Source organism: Bacillus sp. FSL E2-8900 (assembly GCF_037966225.1).
GTDB lineage: Bacteria > Bacillota > Bacilli > Bacillales > Bacillaceae_G > Bacillus_A > Bacillus_A cereus.
Genome location: NZ_CP150193.1, coordinates 4,606,564 through 4,630,951 on the forward strand (window position 1 = coordinate 4,606,564; position 24,388 = coordinate 4,630,951).

Below are 24,388 nucleotides of genomic sequence, written 5' to 3' on the forward strand. Positions count from 1 at the left end.
TAACATTACTTATCTTCGTTTAAGCCCTTTTCTAACGCTTTCCACGCTAATGTTGCACATTTAATACGTGCAGGGAACTTGCATACGCCTTGTAATGCTTCAATATCTCCTAAATCGATGCTGTCATCGTACTCTTTTCCTAGCATCATGTCAGAGAAAATTTTCGAAAGCTGAAGTGCTTCTTCAATTTTCTTACCTTTTACTGCTTGTGTCATCATTGAAGCTGAAGACATTGAGATTGAACATCCTTCACCTTCAAACTTCGCCTCTTGCACAATACCTTCTTCTACTTTCATCGTAAGTTGAATACGATCGCCGCAAGTTGGATTGTTCAAGTTAACGGTGACACTATCTTCTAACACGCCATGGTTACGAGGATTTTTGTAATGATCCATAATAACTTGACGATATAACGTATCTAAATTATTAAATGACATTTGTGAAATACTCCTTTGTCTTGATTAGCGATTCAACAAATGTATCAATTTCTTCTTTTGTATTATATAAATAGAAGCTCGCACGTGCTGTTGAAGAAGCTTTTAGCCACTTCATAAGCGGTTGTGCACAGTGATGTCCTGCGCGAACTGCAATGCCTTCTACATCTAATACAGTCGCTACATCGTGAGGATGTACGTCTTCAATATTAAATGTAACAAGACCAGCGCGATGCTTTGGACCATAAATTGTAACGCCATCTACTTCTGATAGTCTTTCTAAAGCGTATTGCGCTAATTCATGCTCATGCTTTTCAATATTATCAAGACCGATTTCTTCTAGGAAATCAATTGCCGCACCAAGTCCGATTGCATTACCGATAATCGGTGTACCTGCTTCAAACTTCCACGGAAGCTCTTTCCACGTAGATTCTTGTAAATCTACGAAATCAATCATTTCACCGCCAAATTCAATTGGCTCCATATTGTTCAGCAATTCTTTTTTACCATATAATACGCCGATACCTGTAGGTCCGCACATCTTATGAGCAGATAATGCGTAGAAATCACAGTTTAAATCTTGTACATCCACTTTCATGTGAGGTGTACTTTGTGCACCATCAACGACCATAATTGCGCCATTTTCGTGTGCAATTGCTCCGATTTCTTTTACAGGGTTAATCGTTCCAAGTACGTTTGATACTTGCATAATAGAAACGATTTTTGTATTCGGTGTAACTGTTTGACGAACATCTTCTAAAGAAATTGTACCGTCTGGTTGAAGCGGAAGGTATTTTAAAGTTGCACCGGTTTTCTTCGCAACTTGTTGCCACGGAATGATATTACTATGGTGCTCCATGTAAGAAATAACGATTTCATCGCCCTCTTTTACATTTTCAAGACCATAGCTAGCTGCTACTGTATTTAATGCAGTTGTCGTTCCGCGCGTGAAAATAATCTCTTCCATTGATTTCGCGTTGATAAACTTGCGAACTTTCTCACGTGCACCTTCATACGCGTCGGTAGCTTTCGTACCGAGCGTATGAACACCGCGATGCACGTTAGAATTATATTCTTTATAGTAACGTTCTAACGTTTCAATGACTTGAATTGGTTTTTGAGAAGTTGCTGCACTATCGAAATAAACAAGTTGTTTGCCGTTCACTTTTTGATCAAGAATTGGAAACTGTTTGCGTATTTCATGAATATTCATTAGCGAACTTTCCTTTCAATTACCTCAACAAGCTGTGCCTTTACTCCTTCAATTGGAAGCTCATTAACTACAGGTGCTAAGAATCCATGGATGACTAAACGTTCTGCTTCGCGTTTTGGAATACCACGGCTCATCAAGTAGTATAGTTGGACTGGATCTACGCGACCTACTGAAGCTGCGTGACCTGCCATTACATCATCTTCGTCGATTAAAAGAATTGGGTTTGCATCACCGCGTGCTTTTTCATCTAACATAAGAACGCGAGAAGATTGTTGTGCATTTGATTTAGATGCACCGTGTTCAATCTTACCAATTCCGTTAAAGATAGATGTTGCACTATCTTTTTGTACACCGTGTTTTAAAATCCAACCTTCAGAGTGTTTACCGAAGTGAACAACTTTAGTTGTAAAGTTTTGTGTTTGGTTACCACGGCCAATTGTTACTGTTTTCGTATCAGCATATGAACCGTCGCCCATTAAGTTCGTAACGTTCTCTGAAATTGTGTTTCCGTCATTCATAAGGCCTAGAGCCCAATCAATACGGCCGTCGCGTCCTACAACGCCGCGGCGGTTAACGTAAGTTGTTACGTCTTTTGCTAATAGATCAACCGCACCGAATTTCACTTGTGCGCCTTGTTCCACGATTACTTCTGCCACGATATTTGCAATACCTTTAGCATTTTCATTTGCAACATAGTTTTCTACATAAGTTGCAGTACTGTTCGCATCAGCTACGAATAGCACGTGATTATATACATTAGCTTCTTCGCCATCTACTAAGAATACAGCTTGAAGTGGAGTTTCAAGAACAACGTTTTTCGGAACATATACGAATGCACCGCCGTTGATTAATGCAGCATGAAGTGCAGTTAGACGATGCTCGTCTACTTTCACGCCGTCTTTCATTAAGTACTTTTGTACTAGTTCAGCATGCTCAGTTGCAGCTGTTACGATGTCTGTGAAAATAACACCTTTTTCTTTTGCTTCGTCTGCTAAAGAAACGAACGCAGTTGTACCAGTACGTTGCACTAATACGCTGTTATTTTCATCGATTAAGTTTTTCACTGCTTCTGGAAGTTCAGTTAAAGAACTTACAGGCTCTTGCTTAGCAGCGTCGCCTTTTCCGATAAAGTCCCATTTGTCAATTTTCGTTTTATCAGGCGTTGGCATTGGAAGTTCAGTTGCTTGTGCAAGAGCTTGTAAGCGGAACTCAGTCAACCAAGCTGCTTCGTTTACTTCGCTTGCGCGTTGACGGATTGTTTCTTGATCGAAAGGTAATGTACCGATTGTCATGTTTATGCTCCTCTCTTACGCTTCTTGCTCTGTTGTTTCGTCTTCAATACCTAATTCTTTTTTAATCCAGTCGTAACCTTCAGCTTCTAGACGTTGTGCAAGCTCAGGGCCACCAGATTTAACGATACGACCGTTCATCATAACGTGAACGAAGTCTGGAGTGATGTAGTTTAATAAACGTTGGTAATGCGTAATCATTAGGCAACCGAACTCTTCGCCGCGCATTTCGTTAATACCTTTAGATACAACTTTTAATGCATCGATATCAAGACCTGAGTCAATTTCATCTAAGATTGCGATTTTTGGCTCAATCATCATTAATTGAAGAATTTCGTTACGTTTTTTCTCTCCACCAGAGAAACCTTCGTTTAAGTAACGTTGTGCCATTTCTGGATCCATTTCTAGGAATTCCATGTTTTTATCTAATGTACGGATAAATTTCATAAGAGAAATTTCATCGCCTTCTTCACGACGTGCATTAATTGCAGAACGTAAGAAGTCAGCGTTTGTTACTCCGCTAATTTCACTTGGATATTGCATTGCTAGGAATAGACCCGCTTGTGCGCGCTCGTCTACTTCCATTTCTAATACATCTTCACCGTCGATGATGATGCTACCTTCTGTTACTTCATACTTTGGGTGACCCATAATTGCAGAAGATAAAGTTGATTTACCTGTTCCGTTAGGTCCCATAATTGCGTGGATTTCTCCACCTTTTACTTCAAGGTTTACACCCTTTAAAATTTCTTTGCCATCAATTGATACGTGTAAGTCTTTAACCGTTAATGTAGAACCAGCCATCTCAATACCTCCATTAATCCTATATATACATTTTAAAAATTCCTAAAACGTTCATATTCTCATTTTATTCTCATTCTAATTTTATATCAAATAAAATGATATCGCAAACGACGAAAAAAAGTAACCGTTTTTTCACAAATGTATATAAGTATTTCCTTCACATCTTTCTATGATACACCTTTCTTCTTATTTATATAAAGAAAAAAGGACTGGTAATTTTCCAGCCCTTTCCTTATATTTATTCACTTACCGGAAGTACAGCACCTTTATATTCTTTATTAATAAAATCTTGAATTTCTTTTGAATGTAGCACTTCTACTAGCTCTTTAATTTCTTTTTTCTTCTCATCACCTTTACGAACTGCAATGATGTTTGCATACGGAGAGTCTGATCCTTCAATCGCAATTGCATCCTTTGTTGGATTTAATTTTGCATCAATTGCATAGTTTGAATTAATAAATAAAGCATCTCCCTCATTATTTTCATACAATTTCGGTGAAAGTCCAGGTTCAACATCTGTTTTAAATTTTAAGTTTTTCGGGTTTTCTACAACATCTTTTACTGTTGCTTTAACAACATCTACTCCGCCTTTTAATTTAATAACGCCACCTTTTTGTAACAATGCTAACATACGGCCACGCTCCGCTACGTTATTACTCATAATCACTGTCCCGCCATCTGGTAAGTCTTTTAAGCTTTTATATTTCTTAGAATAAATACCCATTGGTTCTAAATGGATTTTTCCTGCGTTTACAATTTTATATCCCTTTTCTTGAATTTCTTTATCTAAGTAAGGAATGTGCTGGAAGTAGTTCGCATCAATTTCTTTATCCGCTAAAGCCTTATTCGGCAACACATAATCTTGGAATTTTTTAATTTCTAATTTAATACCCTTTTTCTCTAAAATCGGCTGTGCCTTTTCTAAAATAACAGCGTGTGGCACGTTAGAAGCTCCCACAACAAGCTTATTCTCCTCTTTGCTCCCGCAAGCAGCTAATGTAAATACAGACAACGCTGTAACAACTGACAGTAGAACCTTTTTCATATGATTTCCCCTTCTCCCCAATGGTTATGTAGTTATAAAAAGAGCCGGCATACACCAGCCCTCTTCAGCAATTATTCTTTTACAGGAACAACTGCCCCTTTATATTCTTTATTAATGAAGTCTTCAATTTCTTTAGAATGCAATACTTCTACAAGAGCTTTAATCTCTTTCTTATCTTTATCGCCTTTACGAACAGCTACTATGTTTGCGTATGGTGAATCATTTCCTTCAATTGCAATTGCATCTTTTTCCGGATTTAACTTTGCATCAATTGCATAGTTAGAGTTAATTAAAACAGCGTCGCCTTCTTTATTGTTATACACTTGTGGCAATAAACCAGGCTCGATATCCGTTTTGAATTTTAGATTTTTCGGATTATCTGCAATATCTTTTGTAGTTGCTTTAACTGGATCTATTCCGTCTTTAATTTTTAAAATACCTTCTTTTTGTAAAATTGCTAAACCACGTCCGTGGTCAGCAACTGAATTACTCATAATAATTGTCGCACCATCTGGAAGCTCTTTTAAACTCTTATACTTTTGAGAGTACACACCAATTGGTTCTAAATGAATCTTTCCTGCTACTTCAAAGTCATACTTTTTATCTTTAATTTCTTTTTCTAAATACGGAATATGCTGGAAGTAGTTTGCATCTAATTCCTTATCCGCTAACGATTTATTTGGTAATACGTAGTCTTGGAATTTTTTAATTTCTAATTCAATTCCTTTTTTCTCAAGTAAAGGTTTTGCCTTTTCTAAAATAACAGCGTGCGGTACGTTAGAAGCACCAACAACAAGTTTCTTTTCATCTTTATCTTTCCCGCCACAAGCAGCTAATCCAAAAATTGAAGTTGAAATAAGTGCCGTAAGTAATAATTTTTTCATTTGAAACATCCTCCCGTTTTTCATTATCGTTTATCTATTCGAGTCGTTAAACTATCACCAATCCACTGAATTAAAAATACAACTAGTAATACACAAATTGTCGCAACGATTGTTACATCGTTATTCCCTCTTTGGAATCCTTCTAAGTAAGCAAGTGTTCCAAGGCCACCAGCACCAACAACTCCTGCCATTGCTGTATAGCCTACTAAAGCAATTGTCGTAACCGTAATACCAGATACTAATGCTGGTAACGATTCTGGAATTAACACTTTCAAAATAATTGTGCTTGTTTTTGCTCCCATTGCTTTTGAAGCTTCAATTACACCTTTATCAATTTCGCGAAGTGCGATTTCAACCATTCTCGCGTAGAATGGTGCCGCTCCAATAATTAAAGCCGGCAAAGCTGCACTTGCTCCAAGAATTGTTCCAAGAAGAATCTTTGTGAATGGGATTAATAAAATAATTAAAATGATGAATGGTATAGAACGGAATATATTTACGAATGCTCCAATCACCGTATTAATTGATTTGTTTTCCCATAAATTATCTTTTGCTGTCATGAAGAGTAACAATCCTAAAATGAGTCCTAAAACAAATGTCGCAAGAGCTGCGATTGCCGTCATATATAACGTTTCACCAGTTGCTTCTAACATTTGATTCCAATCAACATTTGTGAGTAACTTATCCATGTGCAATCACCTCCAGCTCTACTTGATCTTGATGAATTCCTTCTATTGCTTGCTGGATCGCTGTTTCCTCACCATTTAAATGAACAACTAAACTACCGTAAGAACCGTTATTCGTTTGTGCGATATTTCCTTGCAAAATGCTAACTTCTATGTCACTGCGTTGCATCAATCGTTGAAGCACTGGTCTTTCTACAGCCTCACCGATAAACTGCAAACGAATTACTTTTCCATCTGGATATTTTTCAATTAAACTTTCAATCGTTTCATTTGTATCTTCAGAATCCGTTAACTGCTGTACAAATCGTTTCGTAATATCTTGCTTCGGATTACGGAATACATCAAGTACTGGACCTGTTTCTACAATCTTTCCTTTCTCCATTACCGCAACACGATTACAAATCTTTCGAATTACGTGCATCTCATGTGTAATGAGTACAATTGTTAAACCAAGGCGCTTATTAATGTCTAATAGTAAATCCAAAATTTGATCTGTCGTTTCCGGATCAAGAGCTGACGTTGCTTCGTCACATAAAAGCACTTGTGGATTGTTAGCTAATGCTCTTGCAATCCCGACGCGTTGCTTTTGTCCCCCGCTCAGCTGAGATGGGTACGCGTCTCCTCTTCCTTCTAATCCAACAAGATGAATTAATTCATCCACACGTTTTCTTCTCTTCGCTTTATCAACACCTGCAATTTCAAGTGGAAACTCTATATTTTCACGTACAGTTCGTGACCAAAGTAAGTTGAAGTGCTGAAAAATCATTCCAATTTCTTGCCTTGCCTTACGAAGTTCACTTCCTGTAATTGCTGATATAACACGATTTGCAATTGTAATTTGGCCAGAAGTCGGTTTCTCTAACTGATTAAACAATCTGATTAAAGAACTTTTCCCAGCGCCGCTATATCCAATAACACCAAATATTTCGCCTTTTTCTATTTTTAAATTGGCGTTATCTACAGCAGTGACATCACCGCTTTTCGCCTTATATATTTTCCTTACATTCTCTAATAGAATCATGATGTTCACCCCTTTTTTGTTTAGGTCGACTCCGCAATTTTTTATTTTTAATGCGTGTAGTCCACTGTTATCATTACTTTTATTGTTTGAATGTCCTCCACATTCAAACAATAAAAAAACCTTTCTGCTTTAGAGAAGCAGAAAGGTTTTTATGCGTATATAACAACATTATCCCTCTCTCTCATCTCTCAAAGCATTTGCTTTGCAGGAATTGGCACCATTTCAACATAAGTTGACGGTTGCCGGGCTTCACAGGGCACAGTCCCTCCACCTCTCTTGATAAGAGAAATCAGATTCAATTTTCGTCTGATTTGAAATTTATGAAATTGTCTATATTTTATGACTTGAATTGTATCAATATACACTCACCATGTCAACAGAAATTTTCGCAAAAAATGAAACTTCAGAATTTTAAGCACCTACTGACATCGGTTTACATATATGAAACATCGATTCCACTAATAACATCGTTCGGTACGTTCCCGAATATTGTACACGTCCATCATTCATTAGCATTTGCAATCGTACATTTCCATTCACCAATTGTTCTATATCCTTTTCATCTAAGCAAATGATTTGTTCCGTTCCTCTTTCCTCATGTAGTAGCTCTATATAATCTCTTGAAATTTGTAACGAACAACTTTCATCTCCGAAGCGAAAATTAACAGTTTTTTCTTCTTGTCTTAAAAGCGGTTCTAAATGATATTGACCATTAGCGTAATTTACAAATGATTGAAGCAAAGAATATAATCTCACCCTAAATCACATCCTTCATATCACTTTCTATTACATACCATTCCCTCTCACTAAAGAGCAATCCTGTTATTTTCGCTCGACAAATACTGTAGCCACCCTGCATCTCGACATATTTCCCAAGAAATATGTCGAGGCGGCAAAAATTTTGCCGCCTACTTTAATTCCGTATATAAATATTCAACCGAATGAAATGCGTATATCTTCTTCATCAGTGTCCCATTTTCAAAAACAAGTAAACAAGGTACACTTTCAATCCCATACTCTTTCGCTAAATGCGGAGCATAATTTAAATCTAACATCCCAATTTTGAGGCCTTCAATTGTCATCTCAACGACTGTTAACATCTTTTTTGCTAATTGGCATGTTCCACACATTGGAGTATATACATATAATACTGTTTTTTCTTCGTTCTCTATTAGGGCTGTAGCTTCGGCTCCTGTCCAATCAATCACTTCTATCATTCCTTACCGTAAATATTCTGTATAAACATCAATGTCGGCTCCCCATAATACATTTGCTAAGTGTGTAGATGGCGCAGTTGCCACTTCTCGGTACGAGCGATCAATATAGATATGCTCGGCTTGCGGGAATTCTTTTCGAAATTGTTTCCTTAACTTTTCTCCAGCATCATCAGCATCCACTAGCACATACACTTCCTTATCAAAAAACTGATCAACGAGCTCATCCATTTTCGACAAACCAATTGTACCATTTGTACAAACAATTTCCACCGGTTCACGAATAATAGATTCAATCTTTCTTCTATCTGATGTACCTTCTACAATAATGACTTTTTCTACATAAATCATATGTCATCACCCGATCACCATATACTATATAACCTTGAACTTAGTATATAGTATATTCGTTATTTTCATGTTGTTTCCTGTTTATTTTTGCAAAAGAAAAGCGCAAGCGGCTCATTCAGATTGTGAGGGGGATGGAGCTTCTGACGTAAAGGCGCTTTTGGCCTTGCAGGAAGAAGCGAAGCCACCGAACAATCTAGCCGCTGGAGCTAGACAATGAAAAGCGCAAGCGGCTCGTTTAGATTGTGAAGACTTATGAAACCTTACCACAAAACAGTTTTTCTCATAATAGCTTATTTATTTACATATAACTTGAATTTCATTATTTCACAAAAAATAAAAAAGGACAGCACAAAGGCTGTCCTTTAGTCGACTATAATTAGTCTTGGTTTGTCATTTCTGCATATTTTTCTGCAGTTAATAACTTCTCAACTTGGCTTGCATCAGAAAGTTCAACTTTAACCATCCATGCACCCTCGTATGGAGATTCGTTAACAAGTTCTGGTTGGTCACTTAATTCTTCGTTTACTGCTACAACTTTACCGCTTACAGGTGCGTATAACTCAGAAACTGTTTTAACAGATTCTACGCTTCCGAATGGCTCGTTAGCTTCGATTGTTGCACCTACTTCAGGAAGTTCAACGAATACGATATCGCCTAGCTCACCTTGTGCAAAGTGAGTGATACCGATAACAACTTCATTACCTTCAGTTTTTACCCATTCGTGTTCTTCAGAGTAACGTAAATTATTTGGAATGCTCATGACTGTACCTCCAGTGAATGTATTAATTATGTAAAAATACCTTATTGGTACTTTTTCCACACACTTTCAAACTGCTCTTCGTTAAAACCAAGTGTTACATTCGTTCCATCTGTTACAATTGGACGTTTAATCAACATGCCATCAGATGCTAAAAGCTCATACATTTCGTCTTCGCTTGCATCTTTCAACTTATCTTTTAGACCAAGTTCACGGTAACGCATTCCACTTGTATTAAAGAATTTTTTTAATGGTAATTCACTTTTTTCATGTAAATTACGTAAATCTTCTTTTGATGGTGGATTTTCAACAATATGAATCATCTCATATGCTACATCGTTTGCCTCAAACCATTTCTTTGCCTTTTGACATGTGCCACACTTTGGATATGAATAAAATGTTACTGTCATAAATTCACCTACTTTTTTACTAACCTTTACCTTTATCATATAGAAAACGTTTTATTATTTCAAACCATTATTCGCTAAACTTTTACTTATTTCGTGATAATTTTTAATAATCCTGCGAATTTTTCTTATTTTTCCGCCATTTGTTAAGAAAAAAATAAATATATAAATTTTTTAGATTCTGCACCAAACATATATCTTAAACAAGCGTTTGATTAATTCTCCATTTTCTTTCTTAACCTTTGAACTACAGGAGTTTCTTTCTACCGAACATACAGCTTAAACAAACGTTTGATTAATTCTCTATTTTTCTTTGTCAACCCTTGAGTTACATCGGTTTCTTCCTACCGAACATACAGCTTAAACAAACGTTTGATTAAAAAAATAAGAAGCCTCTTTTGCAGGCTCCTTCATTATCTATTTAAATAATCTGCAATTGTTTGAAATACGACGATATACATATTATGAATACTTTCTTCTGTATTTCCACCATTCGATAAACCAACTGCCCATTGTTGTCCTTCACCACTTCCGATATTCGCAAACCCTTGCGTATACATAGCATTTACATCTTTTCGGGCACTGTTATACTCTATCCCTTTTGTAATAAAAATCGAATATGATTTATCTTGTAAACCGATAAAAAACACTGGTTTCTTTAGTGATGAAAATACATTTTTATATTGCTCTGTTGAGGCTTCTTGAAAGTGATCTTTCATTATTAGAAAACCATCTACTTCCTTAGATTTCTTTTCCAGTTCCTCTAACTTCATTTCCTCAAACTTTATATTCCTAAACGTATCTTTCGTTTTTTCTCCAACAACTCCAATTACGAGTGCTCTTCCGTTATATTCTAATTTCTCTCCTTCTTTATCCTTTGCACACCCAGCACCGACTAGGCATATCAATATAAAAAATAAGAAATACGATAAACGCTTCATTTAGCACCCTCCCCTTCTTTTTAGTCAAGTGACAAAAACGTAAGGTTAATTCAAGAAAATGTAAGTAAAATCGATAGCCCAATTCACGTTTCTATATTATAATCAATTGAATTTACTTACATTACTAAACATAGGAGATCAACATGAAGAAATTTAAACTTTCATCTTTTCTTCCGTTAAGTTATATACTTCTACTCGTGCTCGTAAGTCCCCTTTACGACGTATTAAATAAATCGACTGTTCACGCAGTAGACGTTACAACTGTAGTGGATGATTGGATTCCATTTGTAAAAGCATTTATTATTCCTTATTTACTTTGGTTTCCATACTTATACGGCGCACTTATTTATTACTGTTTTGCTGACCGAAAGCAATATTATGTTACTTTAAGTAGTGTTATTTTTGGAAAGCTTGCTTGTTTTTCTATTTATTATTTTTGGCAAACAACGGTACCACGTCCGACTGTCGTTGGAACAGATGTATTTTCTGAACTAGTTCGCTATATTTATAGTATCGACCAGCCAGTAAACTGTTTCCCTAGCATTCACGTTCTTACTACATTTGTAATTATGTTAGCTGCCTTTAAGCGTAGAGAACAGCATGTTTTTGAATATTACATCCTTACTTTCTTCGGTACACTTATTATTTTATCAACGCTATTTACGAAGCAGCATGCCTTTGTAGATGCCGTTTCTGGAATGACGCTTGCAAGCATACTTTACTTCGGCGTTCAGCTCTTATTGGCCAAAGAACCAATAAGAGTTCCAGTAAAACAAAATCATAGAATGTAGCATGACAAAAAAGCAGACTGTGGCTTCAGTCTGCTTTTATCTATTATTAAGGAGATTTTCAATTTAAGATTGCGGTACAGTCATATCACCAGAATGAATACGACCTGCTTTTTTAAGAGCAATGTAAAGTATATAAGAAACAGCTACTGGAATGACGATATAAGTAATTACCATCGCCGGGATAACTTCCCATCCTTGGCTGGAAATTAAATTAATTGGTGCGATAAGAGAACTTAATCCAAGACCTGCAATTTCCTTTCCTGCTTCCAGTTGGAAAATTAATGCTGATACTGGACCGACTATAGCACTGGCGACGACAGTTGGGACGAGAATCATTGGATTTTTAGTGATATTTGGCAATTGTACTTTCGGAGTACAAAGTGCTTGAGCTAATATGCCACCTAAATTGTTTTCTTTCGCTGAGATGACAGAGAATCCGATAAACTGAGCAACGCATCCGGCAAGAGCAGCACCACCTGCAACACCGTCTAAGCTAAGTGCAATTGCTAACGCAGCTGATGAAGCTGGAGAGATAAGTAATAGTCCCCAAACTACTGCAATGACGATAGAAGCGATGAATGGGCTACCAGCTGAGCTATCTTTAATAAACGCTCCAACTGCATTTAAAACAGGAGTAATATTATGAGATAACCAAATGCCTACTAAACCAGAACCTAATATGGCCGCAAATGGAACGAGCATCATATCTAACGCAGTTTTTCCACTTAAACGTTTACCAATATATACAGCTAAAGTTGCTGTTAATAATGCACCGATTGGCTCACCTGTTTTAATAATTAGACCAGCTTCAGTAATTGAAATGGATCCGGCACCAATCGCTCCGGCTACCATCGCCGAGAAGATTACAAGACCGTTTGCACCGAGCATAAAAGCAATGCCGGCACCAATTGCCGGTGCCATTAGTGATTTTGCAACAACTCCGATTGTAATAAGTAATGGTATATCAACAATTCTTCCTATATTTTCGATCAGTAAACCAATTCCGAGGGATACGAAAATACCTTGTGCGATTCCAGCAGATGCTTTAAATACACGAGACATTATATATTCCTTCATTTGTTTCACCTTCTCCTATAAGTTAGTAACCAATTGTTTTCATATAATCACGTAAAATATCGTTTGATTTTGCGAATCGAGATTCTTCATCCTCTGTTAAATTGAGTTCTACAACTTCTCTTATACCGTCTCTAGTAATAATAGCTGGTACTCCTGTACAAATATCATATTCACCGTACTCACCATCTAAAATGGCTGAAACAGCAATGACACGGTGATCATCATTAAAGATTGAACTCGCAATATATGCTAGAGAATTTCCAATCCCGTAATAAGTAGTTCCTTTACGTTTATAAATTTCCCAGCCAGCTTTTGCAGTCTTCTCAACAATTTCATCTAAATCTATTTCACCAAATCGTTCTTTTTGTTCTTCTAAAATTTGCAGAATTGGCTTTCCACCAACAGTTACATGAGACCAAGCAACCATTTGAGAATCACCATGTTCTCCTAATGAATACCCATGAATACTACGAGGATCTACATGTAGCATTTCAGATAAAATTGTTCTTAAGCGAGAAGAATCTAGTGATGTACCAGTACCGATTACGCGATTTCTAGGTAATCCAGATAATTTCCACACTTGATATGTAATAATATCAACTGGGTTCGATGCAAGTAAGAAAATACCATCAAATCCACTTGCCATTACACCACCAACAACACTTTCCATAATCTTCGCACTCGCTCCTAAAGTATCTAAGCGACTTTGTCCAGGTTTTGGTGCTGGCCCTGCTGTAATAATAACAATGTCCATATCTTTGCAGTCTTCATAGCTTCCTGCATATACTTTTGTTCTTGTATTTGTAAAGTTAATGCAATGTGATAAATCCATTGCTTCCCCAACTGCACGTTCATGATTTATATCAATTAATAATAGCTCTTCGCAAATACCTTGATTCACAATAGAATACGCACAACTTGATCCAACTAATCCAGTACCGATAATTGCAATTTTTCTTGTATGTCTTTTCATAGCAATCTCTCCTAATTGATCATATAATCTATTTCTTTTGTTCTTTACAATCCTAATTATAGAGGTTCTCACGATAGAAACCATGGATACTTTGTGAAATATTGAACAAAGTTTTTGTCCTTTTTGTGAATTGTTATATTCCATTTTCGTCATATTTGTTACAACTGGAAAAATATTTATTATGTATTTATTGACATATACAAAAAGAAAACGAGCCAATAAATTCGCTCGTCTTCTTTTTCCTGTTATTCCGCACTTAATTGACTTTTTAATTGCTGTACAATCATTGGATTAGCAGGTGCTGCCGGTTTGTAATAACTCTTTTGCTTTGCATACTCATACATATTACGTTGGCGCGCCTCGTCTTGATTACGAATTTGAATTAACGTTTGATGTAACTGTTCATTATCAGACTGAGCAATATAATTTGCATAGCTTGTTAAACTTGCATTTAATCCTGCTAAATAATCATTTACCATATCTTTTTCATTCATTTTCCGCTTCCTCCTATCCTAGGAAAGTCATTAATTGCTGTTTCGTATTTCGTGCATCTTGCGCATCTTTTTGTAGCATTTGTTTCAGTTGTGGATCTGTACACGTCTGTGCATACTGCTCCAACTTGTTAATAATTGTTGCGTGTCCACCAATTAAATGACGTAAATTTTCTACTTCAAGCTCTGTTAAGTTTTGCATATAACATACCCGCCTTTCTTTGTTCATTCATCATTAGTATTTGGTTCTTTTTGGATTGTATTCATCAACTTTTCCCACATATAAACAAAATAAAAGATGAATAGCTAGGCCATTCATCTTTTATGCTAAATATTCATTCAATTTTATAAAGAAACAATCATACTTATACTCACAAGTAGGTTCCATACAATATGTAAAATGATGCTAGGTAAAATAGATTGTGTTTTCTTATATAACATAGCAAATACAATCCCCATAATCATTGCCGTAACTGGAAAACCACCATGAAGAATCCCAAAGATAAAGGAAGAAATAATGATACCAACTAGAAAACTATATTTCTTTTCAAAAAATCGATACAAAATACCTCTATATAAAATTTCTTCTTTAATTGGTGTAATTATAGCAACACTTAACACATATATAATACTTTGTAGACTATCTTGAAGTCCTAAGCTCCCTAATTGATCTCGTTGCTGCTCTGCACTTTCAAAGCTAAACAACTCTAACATTACATACTGAGTTAATGCAATGATGATAAAACCTATTAATAAATACAAGTAGGTTTTCCCATTTTTTAAAATAGATACATCCCATATGTTCTTAATAAAATGAAGCACTGGTTTATACGCAAATAAAACAATAGTAACAACAGCTGCATCAAATAGAAGTAAATAATATCCCTCTAAATTAGCACGTAATACCTCTTCTCCAAAAATTCCAAGGGCTAAAGCAAGGAATAATCCCCCTAAGAGTGAGAACCCTAGAATGCTTGCAATCGTTACAACTAGATTTTTATATGTTATGTTATCTACTTCTCTTTCTGCATTATACGCGTCTAATACTGTTTTTCTCATACTATTCCTCCATTTGTTTTCATTACCTTAACAAAAACCCTTTAATACAAATATATAGATAATATAACAAATTTTTCAAAAAGAATAATATGCAATTTTACATATCATGAAAGCTTTGTATTATATAGTTTTTGGAATTAGATTACTATAGAATAATTATTAGATGAAATTCCAAAAATTTCTTATCTATCCACCATAACCCTCGCATCATATAAATTTTATTAGTTAAAGGAGCAATGAACATGAAAACACATGACTTCCTTACAGAAATCCAGAAGGGCTCTGAGCCTAGTCCATATCAAGATCCTACCGTATTCAGTTTCGTTTGCTTTTTCTTAGCCATATACACATTTTTCAAACCTGCTAAATAATATCATGTAATGAGAAAAAGCCTACCGCTCTTTTCGAATTATATGCACTAAAAAACCTTAGAATCACTTCTAAGGTTTTTGTTTGCCTCGCTTCTTATTCACGTAACCCTTTAATAAACGTTTCCAACAATACATGTAAACTTATATCTAAATCTAACGGCAAACCAAATCCGCCCTGTTGTTCAATCGAAGCAAATCCATGACAAATACTTCTGAATCCGCGTGTCGCATGAAGTGCATTCTCTCCTTCTAAGCCATACTGTTGTAAAACTCGAAGACAAAGCTTTACAATTCCGTCACCTGCTTTTCTTACTTCTTCATCTCGTAAAAAAGTTGCTTCATATAGTCCAGGATGTTTTCGGACAAATGCTACATATGCTTCTCCTAATGCATGAATTGCTTCATCCATACGTTTATCCTCGGCTGCTTCTTCCAGTTTGTTATGCAGCTGTTTTATTCCGTAAATACCAAGATGTTTCCGTACATCTTGTAACCCTTTTACATGATTATATAGTGAGGGCGAACGTATCCCTAATCTTTGCGCTAATGAAGCTAACGTTACTTCTTGTATTCCATTTGTATCTGCAATTTCTGCAGCTGTTTCTACAATTTTCTGTAATGTAAGTCCGATTCTCGGTGACATAAATTAACCCTCTTTCTTACTTTCTATATTCCGCTTCGCTTCCTTAATAGCAAGCTCTATGACAGCCCCTGGATCCTTTATCATTTTTCCGTGCCCTGCTGCAAGCAAGGAAGGCTCATATTCGCTTAGCTTCTGTGCACTTTGTAATGATATTTCTTTGCTCCACGTTGCCATCGCCGGAAACGGAAACCAAAATTTTATTTGTCCCGAAACGGCCATACCTCCTCTTGTTTGGAATGCATCCCCAACAATAAGAGCTTTATTTCTTACATCAAGAAACGACATGGAGCCCGGCGTATGTCCCGGTGTCATAATCGCAAGAAGCGATCCAACTCGGTCGCCATCTTCCAATAAAACATCAGGTACCGTTTTTAATTTTTTAGGTACACCGCCTTTTATCGGTATATTCGGTTCATCCTTTTGTAACGTCGTATCTCCTTCTAACAGCTTTCCGTCCCGCTTAGAAATATAGACTGGAACATGAGGAAGTACTTCCTTTAATGCGTCTAATGCACCAATGTGATCATCATGCGCATGTGTTAATACAATTTTAGTAATTGTTTTTCCTATTTTCTCAGCCGCCTGTAAAATACCTTTTGCGCTATATGGCAAAGCCGCATCAATTAAAGTTAAACCATCTTCTTCCTCTACAAAGTAACAATTTACAGGAAACGCTCTTGGCAAAAATGACAATTGATATAACGTTTTTTCATGTATCATCCTCATAGTCCCATCTCCCTTTTCACGAAAACTAATACCATTAGTTTTATTATACTAATGGTATTAGTTTTATGTCACTAAAAATTTCTTTTTTCAAAAAAAGAACAGTAGCCGTATAAACGACTACTGTTCTTTAAAGATATTAAACTGTGTAACGCTCATCTTCTAAAATTTTCGCAGCGATTTCACGTTTCTTCGGAATTACGTTAAGTGGTGTGTGGCGAGTTAATTTACGTAATGATGATAACATCATGCGCAGCATGTCGCCGTTTTCAACTGCGATAAGTGTTTCTTTCGCATCTGCTTCGATTTCGTTAAATGCTTCTTGGCAGAATACTTCAGTGTATAACACTTTTTGTTTATTCTTTTCAAGACCAGTTGTTTTGATTGCTTTTTCTGTACGAAGAACAGCTGATTCCATTGCGTATAGATTGCTTACGATGTCAGCGATATTCACAAGAATTTCTTGCTCTTTATCTAATGCTTTACCGTATTTTTGAGCCGCTAATCCAGCTACCATTAAGCCGATTTTCTTCGCATTAGTTACTAAATACTTTTGAAGTGCTAATGGCTCATCGCCTACTTCTTCTGGCATCATCATCATTAACTCTTCTTGTAATTTTTGTGCTTTTTGAAGAAGTGGTAATTCACCTTTCATCGCTTTACGTAAGAACGTACCTGGTACAATTAGGCGGTTAATTTCGTTCGTTCCTTCGAAAATACGGTTAATACGAGAATCACGGTACATTCTTTCAATCTCGTACTCTGCCATGAATCCGTAACCACCGTGAATTTGAACACCTTCATCTACTGTATAGTCTAATACTTCAGAACCGAATACTTTGTTTAAAGAGCACTCGATTGCATATTCAGCGATAGAAGCTGCTACTGCTTTACCGTCTTTTACTTCTTCTTCAGATAATGTGCTCATGCGGCTTTCGAATAAACCTACTGTACGATATACAGAGCTTTCAGCTGCATATGTTTTTGCTGCCATATTCGCAAGTTTCTCTTGAATTAATGGGAAGCGAGCGATTGGTTGTTTGAACTGTTGACGTTGGTTTGCATATTGTGCTGAAATTTCTACTGCACGTTTCGCAGATCCAACTGTACCAACACCTAATTTATAACGACCGATATTTAAAATGTTGAATGCGATAATATGACCTTTACCGATTTCACCAAGTAAGTTTTCTTTCGGTACTAACGCATCTTCTAAAATTAACGTACGAGTTGAAGAACATTTAATACCCATTTTCTTTTCTTCTGGGCTTGTAGATACGCCAGCGTAGTCTTTCTCTACGATAAATGCTGAGAAGTGCTCTCCATCGATTTTTGCATATACAACGAATACGTCAGCGAATGCAGAGTTTGTAATCCACTGTTTTTCACCATTTAATACGTAATGTGTACCTTCTGCATTTAAACGTGCAGTTGTTTTTGCACCTAATGCGTCAGATCCTGAACCTGGCTCTGTTAATGCGTATGCAGCTAATTTTTCACCAGTTGCAAGTAATGGTAAATACTTTTTCTTTTGCTCTTCGTTACCGAATAATACGATTGGTAAAGATCCGATACCTACGTGAGCACCGTGAGTAATTGCAAAGCCACCAGCGCGAGAGAATTTCTCTGCGATTAACGCTGAGCTTACTTTATCAAGACCAATTCCGCCGTACTCTTCTGGTACGTCAGCGCCTAATAAACCAAGTTCCCCAGCTTCTTTTAAAAGACGAACTGAACGATCAAACTCATGTTGCTCTAAATATTCAAGCTCTGGAAGAACTTCATTTACAATAAAGTCCTCTGTCGTTTTTGCAATCATTTTATGCTCAGATGAAAAATCTTCTGGCGTAAACACTTGATCAATCGTAATCTCATCTACTAAAAAGCTACCGCCTTTAACCGCATTTCCTACTGTTTTTTCCATGAAAATTTCCTCCTTCATATTTTCATGAGCCGCTTCTCTCTTTTTGAAAGAAGCTGGCTCTCCCTTTTTTTATAAACCTTTGTTGCTTCCATTCTTTGCTTTAGCGTCGTCTCGTTCTGAGCGAACCGCTTCCACTTTTTTTATAATCCAGTTCCAGTGGCTAAAACAGTCGGTCGTTTCACCCCTTCCTTTGAGGCAAAAAGCGCCTCTTCGTCAGGGCTTCCAACGCCCTCCTGTTCTAAACGAGCCACCTGCACTTTTTATCTAATCCAGTTCCAGCGGCTAGAATGTTCGGTGGCTTCGCTTCTTCCTGCGAGGCAAAGAACGCCTCTACGTCTGAAGCTCCATCCCCCTCTCATTCTGAGCGAGCCGCTTCCACTTTTTTTAAAGTAATTCAAATACTCCCGCTGCTCCCATTCCGCCGCCGATACACATTGTTACGATACCGAATTGTTCGTTGCGGCGTTTCATTTCGTGAATAAGAGATAGTGTTAGTTTTGCTCCTGTACAGCCAAGTGGATGTCCAAGTGCGATTGCACCACCGTTTACGTTTACTTTTTCTTCATCTAAACCAAGTTCACGAATAACTTGAATTGATTGAGAAGCGAATGCTTCATTTAGTTCAAATAAGCCAATATCAGATAGCTCTAAGCCAGCTAGTTTTAACGCTTTTGGAATTGCAGCGATTGGGCCGATTCCCATTACTTCTGGTGGTACGCCAGCTACTGCAAATGAACGGAATTTCGCAAGTGGCTTCATGCCATCGCTCACTGCTTTTTCGCGATCCATTAATAGTACAGATGCTGCACCGTCACTCATTTGTGAAGAGTTACCAGCTGTTACAGAACCGCGAACGTTAAATGCTGGACGTAATTTACCTAAAATGTCTAGCGTTGTTTCTGCTCTTACACCTTCGTCTTGTGCGAAAGTGATTGTTTCTTCTTGCAGTTTGTTATTTGATCCAACAGTACGTAACGTTACATCTACAGATACTGTTTCATCAGCAAAGTTTCCTGCAGCTAATGCTTTCGCAGCACGTTGATGACTTCTTACTGCAAATGCATCTTGCTCTTCACGAGAAATTCCATATTTCACAGCAACTTGCTCTGCTGTATGTCCCATACCCATATAATATTCTGGAGCCGCTTCTACAAGGCGACTATTCGGACGAACAACGTGTCCCATCATTGGAACTAAACTCATTGATTCTGCTCCGCCTGATAATACAGCTTCAGAGTGACCAAGCATAATACGCTCTGCTCCGTAAGCGATACTTTGTAAACCTGAAGAACAGTAACGGTTAATCGTAATAGCTGGAACATCGTAAGAAAGTCCTGCTAATCCGCCGATATTACGAGCCATATTTAAACCTTGCTCTGCTTCTGGCATCGCACAACCGAAAATTAAATCATCGATTGGTCCTTCATAATTCGCACGCTTTAACGTTTCCTTTACTACTAACGCCCCTAGATCGTCAGGACGAACTGTTTTTAATGAACCCCTCTTTGCTTTTCCAATTGGTGTTCTTGCTCCCGCAACAATGACAGCTTCTCTCATGAACGATATCTCCCCTCGTTATTAGTTACGTAATGGCTTTCCTTTTACAAGCATGTGCTGCATTCTTGCTTGTGATTTCATCTCACTTACTAAGCTAATAAATGCTTCACGTTCTACATCTAATAAATATTGCTCATCAACTTCTGTTCCGTACGGTACTTTTCCGCCCGCAATGACATATGCAAGTTTCTTAGCAATGTGAAGATCGTACTCTGAAATGTAACCAGATAAATGCATTGCTTCCGCACCAAGTGCAAGAGTTGCATATCCTGTTTCCCCAACAACTGGTATCTTTTTGCGGATCGGCGCTTTATAACCAGCTTCATATAAAGCAAGTGCTTTCTGTTTCGCATCGTATAGTAAGTGATCACCATTCACACTAATACCATCTTTATCACCTAAGAAGTTATGAGAAACTGCTTCTTGTCCTGAAGTTGAAACTTTCGCCATTGCGACTGTTTCGAACACTTTATTTGCAACTTTTTGCAGATCAAACTCTACACCGTTTGCCATTTTGTTTAAGTGTTTAATGTATAGCTCTTTATTACCGCCTCCGCCAGGGATTAAGCCAACACCAACTTCTACTAAGCCCATATACGTTTCACTAGAAGCTTGAATGCTCGCTGCTGGTAAGCAAACTTCTGTACCTCCGCCAAGCGTCATACCATATGGTGCTGCTACAACTGGCTTAGAAGAGTACTTAATTTTCGTCATTGCATCTTGGAAGTTTTTCACAACCCACTCAATTTCAAAGTAGTTGTCGTCTTGTGCTTCCATTAAGATCATTGCTAGGTTCGCACCAACGCAGAAGTTCTTCGATTGGTTACCGATAACAAGACCTTTATAATTCTTTTCTACTTCATCAACAGCGTAGTTAATCATTTGCGTAATATCCATACCGATTGCATTGCTCTTCGAATGGAACTCTAAGCAAAGGATGCCGTCGCCTAAATCAATTAAGCTCGCTCCGCTATTTTTCTTTAATACACCATTTTTCGCTTTTAATTGCTTAAGAGAAATTGCTTTTTTATTACGCTCAATTAGCTTATATTCGCCATTATCGTAATAGTAGCTATCGCCGTTATCATGTTTATAGAAAGTAGTGAAACCTTTCTCTAACATTTCTTTCACCCAAGTAGGAACAACTACGCCGTTTTCTTCCATCTTTTGAACAGATTTTTCAACGCCGATTGCATCCCACACTTCAAATGGTCCTTGCTCCCAGCCGAAGCCCCACTTCATCGCTTGATCAATTGCAACGATATCGTCAGCAATTTCTTTATGAAGTTTTGCAGAGTATAAAAGAGTTGGTGTAATGATGTTCCATAATAACTCTCCTGCACGGTCTTTCGCGTATACAAGCGCTTTCAATTTATTCGCTAATCCTTTTTCTTGTTTACTTAACTCTACGGATGCAGCTTTTAATTTTTTACGCGCTTCGTATTCCATCGTTTCAGGATTTAATTCTAAAATTTCTTTTCCTTGTTTTAAGAAGAAGCCTTGACCCGTTTTACTTCCAAGCCATTTTTTCTCAAGCATGTCATGCATGAAAGCTGGTACTTTAAATACATCACGCTCTTCTTCTTGCACATTTTCATATACGTTATTTGCAACGTGTACGAATGTATCTAAACCGACAACATCTAATGTGCGGAACGTTGCGCTCTTCGGACGACCAATAAGTGGGCCTGTTACAGAATCAACTTCCCCAATGCTATAGCCGCGTTTTACCATCTCTTGAAGAGTAACAAGTAAACCGTACGTACCGATGCGGTTTCCAATAAAGTTTGGTGTATCTTTTGCGATAACAACGCCTTTTCCAAGAACGTCTTCGCCAAATAGTTTCATGAAGCTTAATACTTGTGGATCTGTTTCTTTCGTCGGTATTACCTCTAGAAGTTTTAAATATCGTGGTGGGTTAAAAAAGTGTGTGCCTAAGAAGTGTTTCTGGAAGTCGTCTGAACGACCTTCTGCCATTTTTTCAACTGAAATACCTGACGTATTCGAGCTTACGATAGAACCCGGTTTACGAACCGCATCTACTTTTTCAAATAGTTTCTTTTTAATATCTAAGTTTTCAACTACTACTTCAATAATCCAATCTACATCAGCTAGACGCTCAAGGTCATCTTCTAAGTTACCTGCTTCAATCAGTGCTAAATTTCCTTTCACTGTCAGAGGAGCTGGTTTTTGCTTTAATAGTTTTTGCACAGCCGTATTACTAAAACGATTTCTCACACTTTTATGTTCTAATGTAAGTCCCTTCGCTTCTTCTTCTTTCGTAAGCGCAGGTGGTACAATATCAAGCAATAATGTCGGAATACCAATATTAGCTAAGTGTGCCGCAATTCCCGAACCCATTACGCCTGAACCTAGAACAGCAGCCTTTTTAATTTGGAACATCCAATTCTCCCCCTATTCTTGAATGAATGCTCATTCAATTTTTCGACATAAGTCGCAATCAATGAGTGAGCCTCTACTAATAAATATATGATACTGTTTAAATTTTCGCAATATATTTATTGATAAAATTTTCTGAAATAAATATTTTTCTTTTATTTGCCCATGCTATATATGTATTTTCTTCACTAAAATACACTTTCCCTTTTTATAATCTGACGAAACTGGAGGAATATATATGGCAAAACTTAAGAAGAACCCTTCAAAGGCTGGAATTAGTGCAGCTAGTGTAACTGGAAACGCAGGTCCGCATAACCACGGCGTGGAAAAAGGACGTCAAGGTAATAACCAACAATATAAAAAGCATAATATGGGCGAAAAATAACGCTATATTTTTGGGCAGAGAACGTGGCATAATGATTAATGGCTGCTTTTTCTGCCCAATTTATTTGTAACAAATGAGGGAATTATAATGAAACGAACAATAGTTATGATTGTAATGATTGCCACACTATTTACAGGGATGATTTTCTTCTCTTATGCACAAAGGCAACAAGCTGTAAGAGCTGATCAACCTAATATTACTGGGCAATATGGAGTTACAATCGATGCAGACACAGGTGAAGTTTTGTATGGAAAACGCGAAGACGAACGCTCTTATCCGGCTAGTATAGCCAAAATGATGACAACCCTTCTTTTACTAGAGAATGTAAAAGAGGATGAAGAAATTACAGTTACAGAAAACGCAATTAAAACAGAAAGTCAAAGTAAGAAAATTAAACTTCGTGCTGGAGAAAAATTAAAGCGTGATGAGGCATTAAAACTTATGCTTATCATTAGTGCAGATCCAATAGCTGAATCAATTGCAGAACATATTGCAGGATCAAAAAATGAATTTGTAAAAATGATGAATGCTAGAGCGAAGGAACTCGGTACAAAGCATGCGACTTTCAAGAACGCAAGTGGTGCTGATGCACTTGGAAATAAAGTATCGCCATATGACATTGCTATTATTACGAAAGAAGCATTAAAGTATCCAGTTGTTTTAGAATATATGAATTCAACACGTACAACTCTACATACTTCAGAACGCTCTCCAAACATCGCAAACTACGGACGAGAAGAACTATATGACGATCCATATGCGATTGGAAGTAAAAGCGGTCTATCAGCACTCGGAAAATATACAGTCGTAACAGTGGATGAAAAAGACGGTAAACGCGTCATTAACGTCGTATTATCTTCTACTCGCGCGCAACTATATCCTGATACGAAAAAAATGGCACATTACGCATTTCAGCAATTAAAATAACCAAGGAGTATTTTCTCCTTG

General features: G+C 37.1%; 27 protein-coding genes and 1 riboswitch. Of the genes, 3 read left to right on the forward strand and 24 right to left on the reverse strand.

The window, feature by feature from the left end; all coding sequences use genetic code 11:
- Positions 1 to 5 precede the first annotated feature (5 nt).
- The 14 genes from sufU to NST90_RS23780 all read right to left on the reverse strand — a co-directional run bounded on the left by sufU (position 6) and on the right by NST90_RS23780 (position 11,046).
- Positions 6 to 437, reverse strand: coding sequence for a Fe-S cluster assembly sulfur transfer protein SufU (gene sufU, locus NST90_RS23715; RefSeq protein ID WP_000009523.1), 432 nt, complete (start codon positions 435 to 437; stop codon positions 6 to 8).
- Complete coding sequence (gene sufS, locus NST90_RS23720; RefSeq protein ID WP_001020767.1) at positions 427 to 1,647, reverse strand: cysteine desulfurase SufS; 1,221 nt, start codon at positions 1,645 to 1,647, stop codon at positions 427 to 429. Before sufS ends, sufU begins: the two co-directional genes overlap by 11 nt.
- Positions 1,647 to 2,939: a Fe-S cluster assembly protein SufD gene (sufD, locus tag NST90_RS23725; protein WP_000152167.1), complete on the reverse strand. Its 1,293-nt coding sequence runs from the start codon at positions 2,937 to 2,939 to the stop codon at positions 1,647 to 1,649. Before sufD ends, sufS begins: the two co-directional genes overlap by 1 nt.
- A 15-nt stretch (positions 2,940 to 2,954) precedes the next feature.
- Complete coding sequence (gene sufC / locus NST90_RS23730; RefSeq protein ID WP_000929160.1) at positions 2,955 to 3,740, reverse strand: Fe-S cluster assembly ATPase SufC; 786 nt, start codon at positions 3,738 to 3,740, stop codon at positions 2,955 to 2,957.
- A gap of 238 nt (positions 3,741 to 3,978) precedes the next feature.
- Positions 3,979 to 4,785 carry a methionine ABC transporter substrate-binding lipoprotein MetQ gene (gene metQ / locus NST90_RS23735; protein WP_000757014.1) on the reverse strand — a complete coding sequence of 269 codons (807 nt, stop codon included), beginning with the start codon at positions 4,783 to 4,785 and terminating at the stop codon, positions 3,979 to 3,981.
- A 71-nt stretch (positions 4,786 to 4,856) separates the two neighbouring features.
- A complete protein-coding gene (gene metQ, locus NST90_RS23740) occupies positions 4,857 to 5,669 on the reverse strand; it encodes a methionine ABC transporter substrate-binding lipoprotein MetQ (RefSeq protein WP_000735102.1) in 813 nt (270 codons plus the stop codon).
- Positions 5,670 to 5,692: 23 nt separating this feature from the next.
- Entirely contained in the window at positions 5,693 to 6,358 is a 666-nt protein-coding gene (locus NST90_RS23745) for a methionine ABC transporter permease (RefSeq protein ID WP_000359557.1), read from the reverse strand.
- On the reverse strand, positions 6,351 to 7,376 hold the full coding sequence (locus NST90_RS23750) for a methionine ABC transporter ATP-binding protein (RefSeq protein ID WP_000601790.1): 1,026 nt from the start codon (positions 7,374 to 7,376) through the stop codon (positions 6,351 to 6,353). Before NST90_RS23750 ends, NST90_RS23745 begins: the two co-directional genes overlap by 8 nt.
- Positions 7,377 to 7,554: 178 nt before the next feature.
- Positions 7,555 to 7,662: riboswitch (SAM riboswitch) on the reverse strand.
- Between the two features lie 125 nt (positions 7,663 to 7,787).
- The gene (locus NST90_RS23755) at positions 7,788 to 8,132 is read right to left on the reverse strand and encodes a hypothetical protein (RefSeq protein ID WP_001242138.1); all 345 of its coding nucleotides are present in this window, start codon (positions 8,130 to 8,132) and stop codon (positions 7,788 to 7,790) included.
- A 152-nt stretch (positions 8,133 to 8,284) separates the two neighbouring features.
- Positions 8,285 to 8,593: a thioredoxin family protein gene (locus tag NST90_RS23760; RefSeq protein WP_002025020.1), complete on the reverse strand. Its 309-nt coding sequence runs from the start codon at positions 8,591 to 8,593 to the stop codon at positions 8,285 to 8,287.
- 3 nt (positions 8,594 to 8,596) lie between these two features.
- Positions 8,597 to 8,941, reverse strand: coding sequence for a toprim domain-containing protein (locus NST90_RS23765; RefSeq protein WP_000640870.1), 345 nt, complete (start codon positions 8,939 to 8,941; stop codon positions 8,597 to 8,599).
- Between the two features lie 376 nt (positions 8,942 to 9,317).
- On the reverse strand, positions 9,318 to 9,701 hold the full coding sequence (gene gcvH / locus NST90_RS23770) for a glycine cleavage system protein GcvH (protein ID WP_000026897.1): 384 nt from the start codon (positions 9,699 to 9,701) through the stop codon (positions 9,318 to 9,320).
- A gap of 41 nt (positions 9,702 to 9,742) precedes the next feature.
- Positions 9,743 to 10,108 carry a Spx/MgsR family RNA polymerase-binding regulatory protein gene (locus tag NST90_RS23775; protein WP_000218968.1) on the reverse strand — a complete coding sequence of 122 codons (366 nt, stop codon included), beginning with the start codon at positions 10,106 to 10,108 and terminating at the stop codon, positions 9,743 to 9,745.
- Positions 10,109 to 10,518: 410 nt separating this feature from the next.
- Positions 10,519 to 11,046 carry a hypothetical protein gene (locus NST90_RS23780; protein ID WP_283748274.1) on the reverse strand — a complete coding sequence of 176 codons (528 nt, stop codon included), beginning with the start codon at positions 11,044 to 11,046 and terminating at the stop codon, positions 10,519 to 10,521.
- Between the two features lie 143 nt (positions 11,047 to 11,189).
- Between NST90_RS23780 and NST90_RS23785 the strand changes: the two genes are divergently transcribed.
- Complete coding sequence (locus NST90_RS23785; protein ID WP_000713775.1) at positions 11,190 to 11,837, forward strand: phosphatase PAP2 family protein; 648 nt, start codon at positions 11,190 to 11,192, stop codon at positions 11,835 to 11,837.
- Between the two features lie 63 nt (positions 11,838 to 11,900).
- Here NST90_RS23785 and NST90_RS23790 read toward each other — a convergent pair whose 3' ends face one another.
- The 10 genes from NST90_RS23790 to NST90_RS23835 all read right to left on the reverse strand — a co-directional run bounded on the left by NST90_RS23790 (position 11,901) and on the right by NST90_RS23835 (position 23,058).
- Complete coding sequence (locus NST90_RS23790) at positions 11,901 to 12,914, reverse strand: PTS sugar transporter subunit IIC (RefSeq protein WP_000666171.1); 1,014 nt, start codon at positions 12,912 to 12,914, stop codon at positions 11,901 to 11,903.
- A 22-nt stretch (positions 12,915 to 12,936) separates the two neighbouring features.
- A complete protein-coding gene (locus tag NST90_RS23795) occupies positions 12,937 to 14,040 on the reverse strand; it encodes an L-lactate dehydrogenase (RefSeq protein ID WP_153595646.1) in 1,104 nt (367 codons plus the stop codon).
- 92 nt (positions 14,041 to 14,132) lie between these two features.
- The gene (locus NST90_RS23800; protein WP_001002981.1) at positions 14,133 to 14,381 is read right to left on the reverse strand and encodes a spore coat protein; all 249 of its coding nucleotides are present in this window, start codon (positions 14,379 to 14,381) and stop codon (positions 14,133 to 14,135) included.
- A 13-nt stretch (positions 14,382 to 14,394) separates the two neighbouring features.
- Entirely contained in the window at positions 14,395 to 14,580 is a 186-nt protein-coding gene (locus NST90_RS23805; protein ID WP_001180555.1) for a hypothetical protein, read from the reverse strand.
- 143 nt (positions 14,581 to 14,723) lie between these two features.
- Entirely contained in the window at positions 14,724 to 15,437 is a 714-nt protein-coding gene (locus tag NST90_RS23810; RefSeq protein WP_001232990.1) for a type II CAAX endopeptidase family protein, read from the reverse strand.
- Positions 15,438 to 15,902: 465 nt separating this feature from the next.
- Positions 15,903 to 16,451, reverse strand: coding sequence for a TetR/AcrR family transcriptional regulator (locus tag NST90_RS23815; RefSeq protein WP_000074934.1), 549 nt, complete (start codon positions 16,449 to 16,451; stop codon positions 15,903 to 15,905).
- Between the two features lie 3 nt (positions 16,452 to 16,454).
- Positions 16,455 to 17,177 carry an MBL fold metallo-hydrolase gene (locus NST90_RS23820; protein ID WP_069604479.1) on the reverse strand — a complete coding sequence of 241 codons (723 nt, stop codon included), beginning with the start codon at positions 17,175 to 17,177 and terminating at the stop codon, positions 16,455 to 16,457.
- A gap of 136 nt (positions 17,178 to 17,313) precedes the next feature.
- On the reverse strand, positions 17,314 to 19,098 hold the full coding sequence (locus NST90_RS23825; protein WP_000416291.1) for an acyl-CoA dehydrogenase family protein: 1,785 nt from the start codon (positions 19,096 to 19,098) through the stop codon (positions 17,314 to 17,316).
- Between the two features lie 384 nt (positions 19,099 to 19,482).
- On the reverse strand, positions 19,483 to 20,655 hold the full coding sequence (locus NST90_RS23830) for an acetyl-CoA C-acetyltransferase (protein ID WP_001206345.1): 1,173 nt from the start codon (positions 20,653 to 20,655) through the stop codon (positions 19,483 to 19,485).
- 21 nt (positions 20,656 to 20,676) lie between these two features.
- On the reverse strand, positions 20,677 to 23,058 hold the full coding sequence (locus tag NST90_RS23835; protein WP_000486378.1) for a 3-hydroxyacyl-CoA dehydrogenase/enoyl-CoA hydratase family protein: 2,382 nt from the start codon (positions 23,056 to 23,058) through the stop codon (positions 20,677 to 20,679).
- 235 nt (positions 23,059 to 23,293) lie between these two features.
- Between NST90_RS23835 and NST90_RS23840 the strand changes: the two genes are divergently transcribed.
- Both NST90_RS23840 and NST90_RS23845 read left to right on the forward strand, forming a co-directional pair.
- A complete protein-coding gene (locus NST90_RS23840; RefSeq protein ID WP_001096344.1) occupies positions 23,294 to 23,440 on the forward strand; it encodes a YuzL family protein in 147 nt (48 codons plus the stop codon).
- Between the two features lie 87 nt (positions 23,441 to 23,527).
- Positions 23,528 to 24,367: a serine hydrolase gene (locus tag NST90_RS23845; RefSeq protein ID WP_000831462.1), complete on the forward strand. Its 840-nt coding sequence runs from the start codon at positions 23,528 to 23,530 to the stop codon at positions 24,365 to 24,367.
- Positions 24,368 to 24,388: the final 21 nt, after the last annotated feature.

Coding starts and splice junctions, on each gene's coding strand:
- NST90_RS23825 (WP_000416291.1), bottom strand. CDS start 19,098: ATGGAAAAAACAGTAGGAAATGCGGTTAAAGGCGGTAGCTTTTTAGTA.
- NST90_RS23790 (WP_000666171.1), bottom strand. CDS start 12,914: ATGAAGGAATATATAATGTCTCGTGTATTTAAAGCATCTGCTGGAATC.
- metQ (WP_000757014.1), bottom strand. CDS start 4,785: ATGAAAAAGGTTCTACTGTCAGTTGTTACAGCGTTGTCTGTATTTACA.
- NST90_RS23845 (WP_000831462.1), top strand. CDS start 23,528: ATGAAACGAACAATAGTTATGATTGTAATGATTGCCACACTATTTACA.
- NST90_RS23800 (WP_001002981.1), bottom strand. CDS start 14,381: ATGAATGAAAAAGATATGGTAAATGATTATTTAGCAGGATTAAATGCA.
- NST90_RS23835 (WP_000486378.1), bottom strand. CDS start 23,058: ATGTTCCAAATTAAAAAGGCTGCTGTTCTAGGTTCAGGCGTAATGGGT.
- NST90_RS23810 (WP_001232990.1), bottom strand. CDS start 15,437: ATGAGAAAAACAGTATTAGACGCGTATAATGCAGAAAGAGAAGTAGAT.
- NST90_RS23750 (WP_000601790.1), bottom strand. CDS start 7,376: ATGATTCTATTAGAGAATGTAAGGAAAATATATAAGGCGAAAAGCGGT.
- gcvH (WP_000026897.1), bottom strand. CDS start 9,701: ATGAGCATTCCAAATAATTTACGTTACTCTGAAGAACACGAATGGGTA.
- NST90_RS23830 (WP_001206345.1), bottom strand. CDS start 20,655: ATGAGAGAAGCTGTCATTGTTGCGGGAGCAAGAACACCAATTGGAAAA.
- NST90_RS23775 (WP_000218968.1), bottom strand. CDS start 10,108: ATGACAGTAACATTTTATTCATATCCAAAGTGTGGCACATGTCAAAAG.
- NST90_RS23785 (WP_000713775.1), top strand. CDS start 11,190: ATGAAGAAATTTAAACTTTCATCTTTTCTTCCGTTAAGTTATATACTT.
- NST90_RS23795 (WP_153595646.1), bottom strand. CDS start 14,040: ATGACGAAAATGGAATATAACAATTCACAAAAAGGACAAAAACTTTGT.
- NST90_RS23745 (WP_000359557.1), bottom strand. CDS start 6,358: ATGGATAAGTTACTCACAAATGTTGATTGGAATCAAATGTTAGAAGCA.
- sufS (WP_001020767.1), bottom strand. CDS start 1,647: ATGAATATTCATGAAATACGCAAACAGTTTCCAATTCTTGATCAAAAA.
- NST90_RS23780 (WP_283748274.1), bottom strand. CDS start 11,046: ATGAAGCGTTTATCGTATTTCTTATTTTTTATATTGATATGCCTAGTC.
- NST90_RS23840 (WP_001096344.1), top strand. CDS start 23,294: ATGGCAAAACTTAAGAAGAACCCTTCAAAGGCTGGAATTAGTGCAGCT.
- sufD (WP_000152167.1), bottom strand. CDS start 2,939: ATGACAATCGGTACATTACCTTTCGATCAAGAAACAATCCGTCAACGC.
- sufU (WP_000009523.1), bottom strand. CDS start 437: ATGTCATTTAATAATTTAGATACGTTATATCGTCAAGTTATTATGGAT.
- sufC (WP_000929160.1), bottom strand. CDS start 3,740: ATGGCTGGTTCTACATTAACGGTTAAAGACTTACACGTATCAATTGAT.
- NST90_RS23760 (WP_002025020.1), bottom strand. CDS start 8,593: ATGATAGAAGTGATTGATTGGACAGGAGCCGAAGCTACAGCCCTAATA.
- NST90_RS23815 (WP_000074934.1), bottom strand. CDS start 16,451: ATGTCACCGAGAATCGGACTTACATTACAGAAAATTGTAGAAACAGCT.
- NST90_RS23765 (WP_000640870.1), bottom strand. CDS start 8,941: ATGATTTATGTAGAAAAAGTCATTATTGTAGAAGGTACATCAGATAGA.
- metQ (WP_000735102.1), bottom strand. CDS start 5,669: ATGAAAAAATTATTACTTACGGCACTTATTTCAACTTCAATTTTTGGA.
- NST90_RS23805 (WP_001180555.1), bottom strand. CDS start 14,580: ATGCAAAACTTAACAGAGCTTGAAGTAGAAAATTTACGTCATTTAATT.
- NST90_RS23820 (WP_069604479.1), bottom strand. CDS start 17,177: ATGAGGATGATACATGAAAAAACGTTATATCAATTGTCATTTTTGCCA.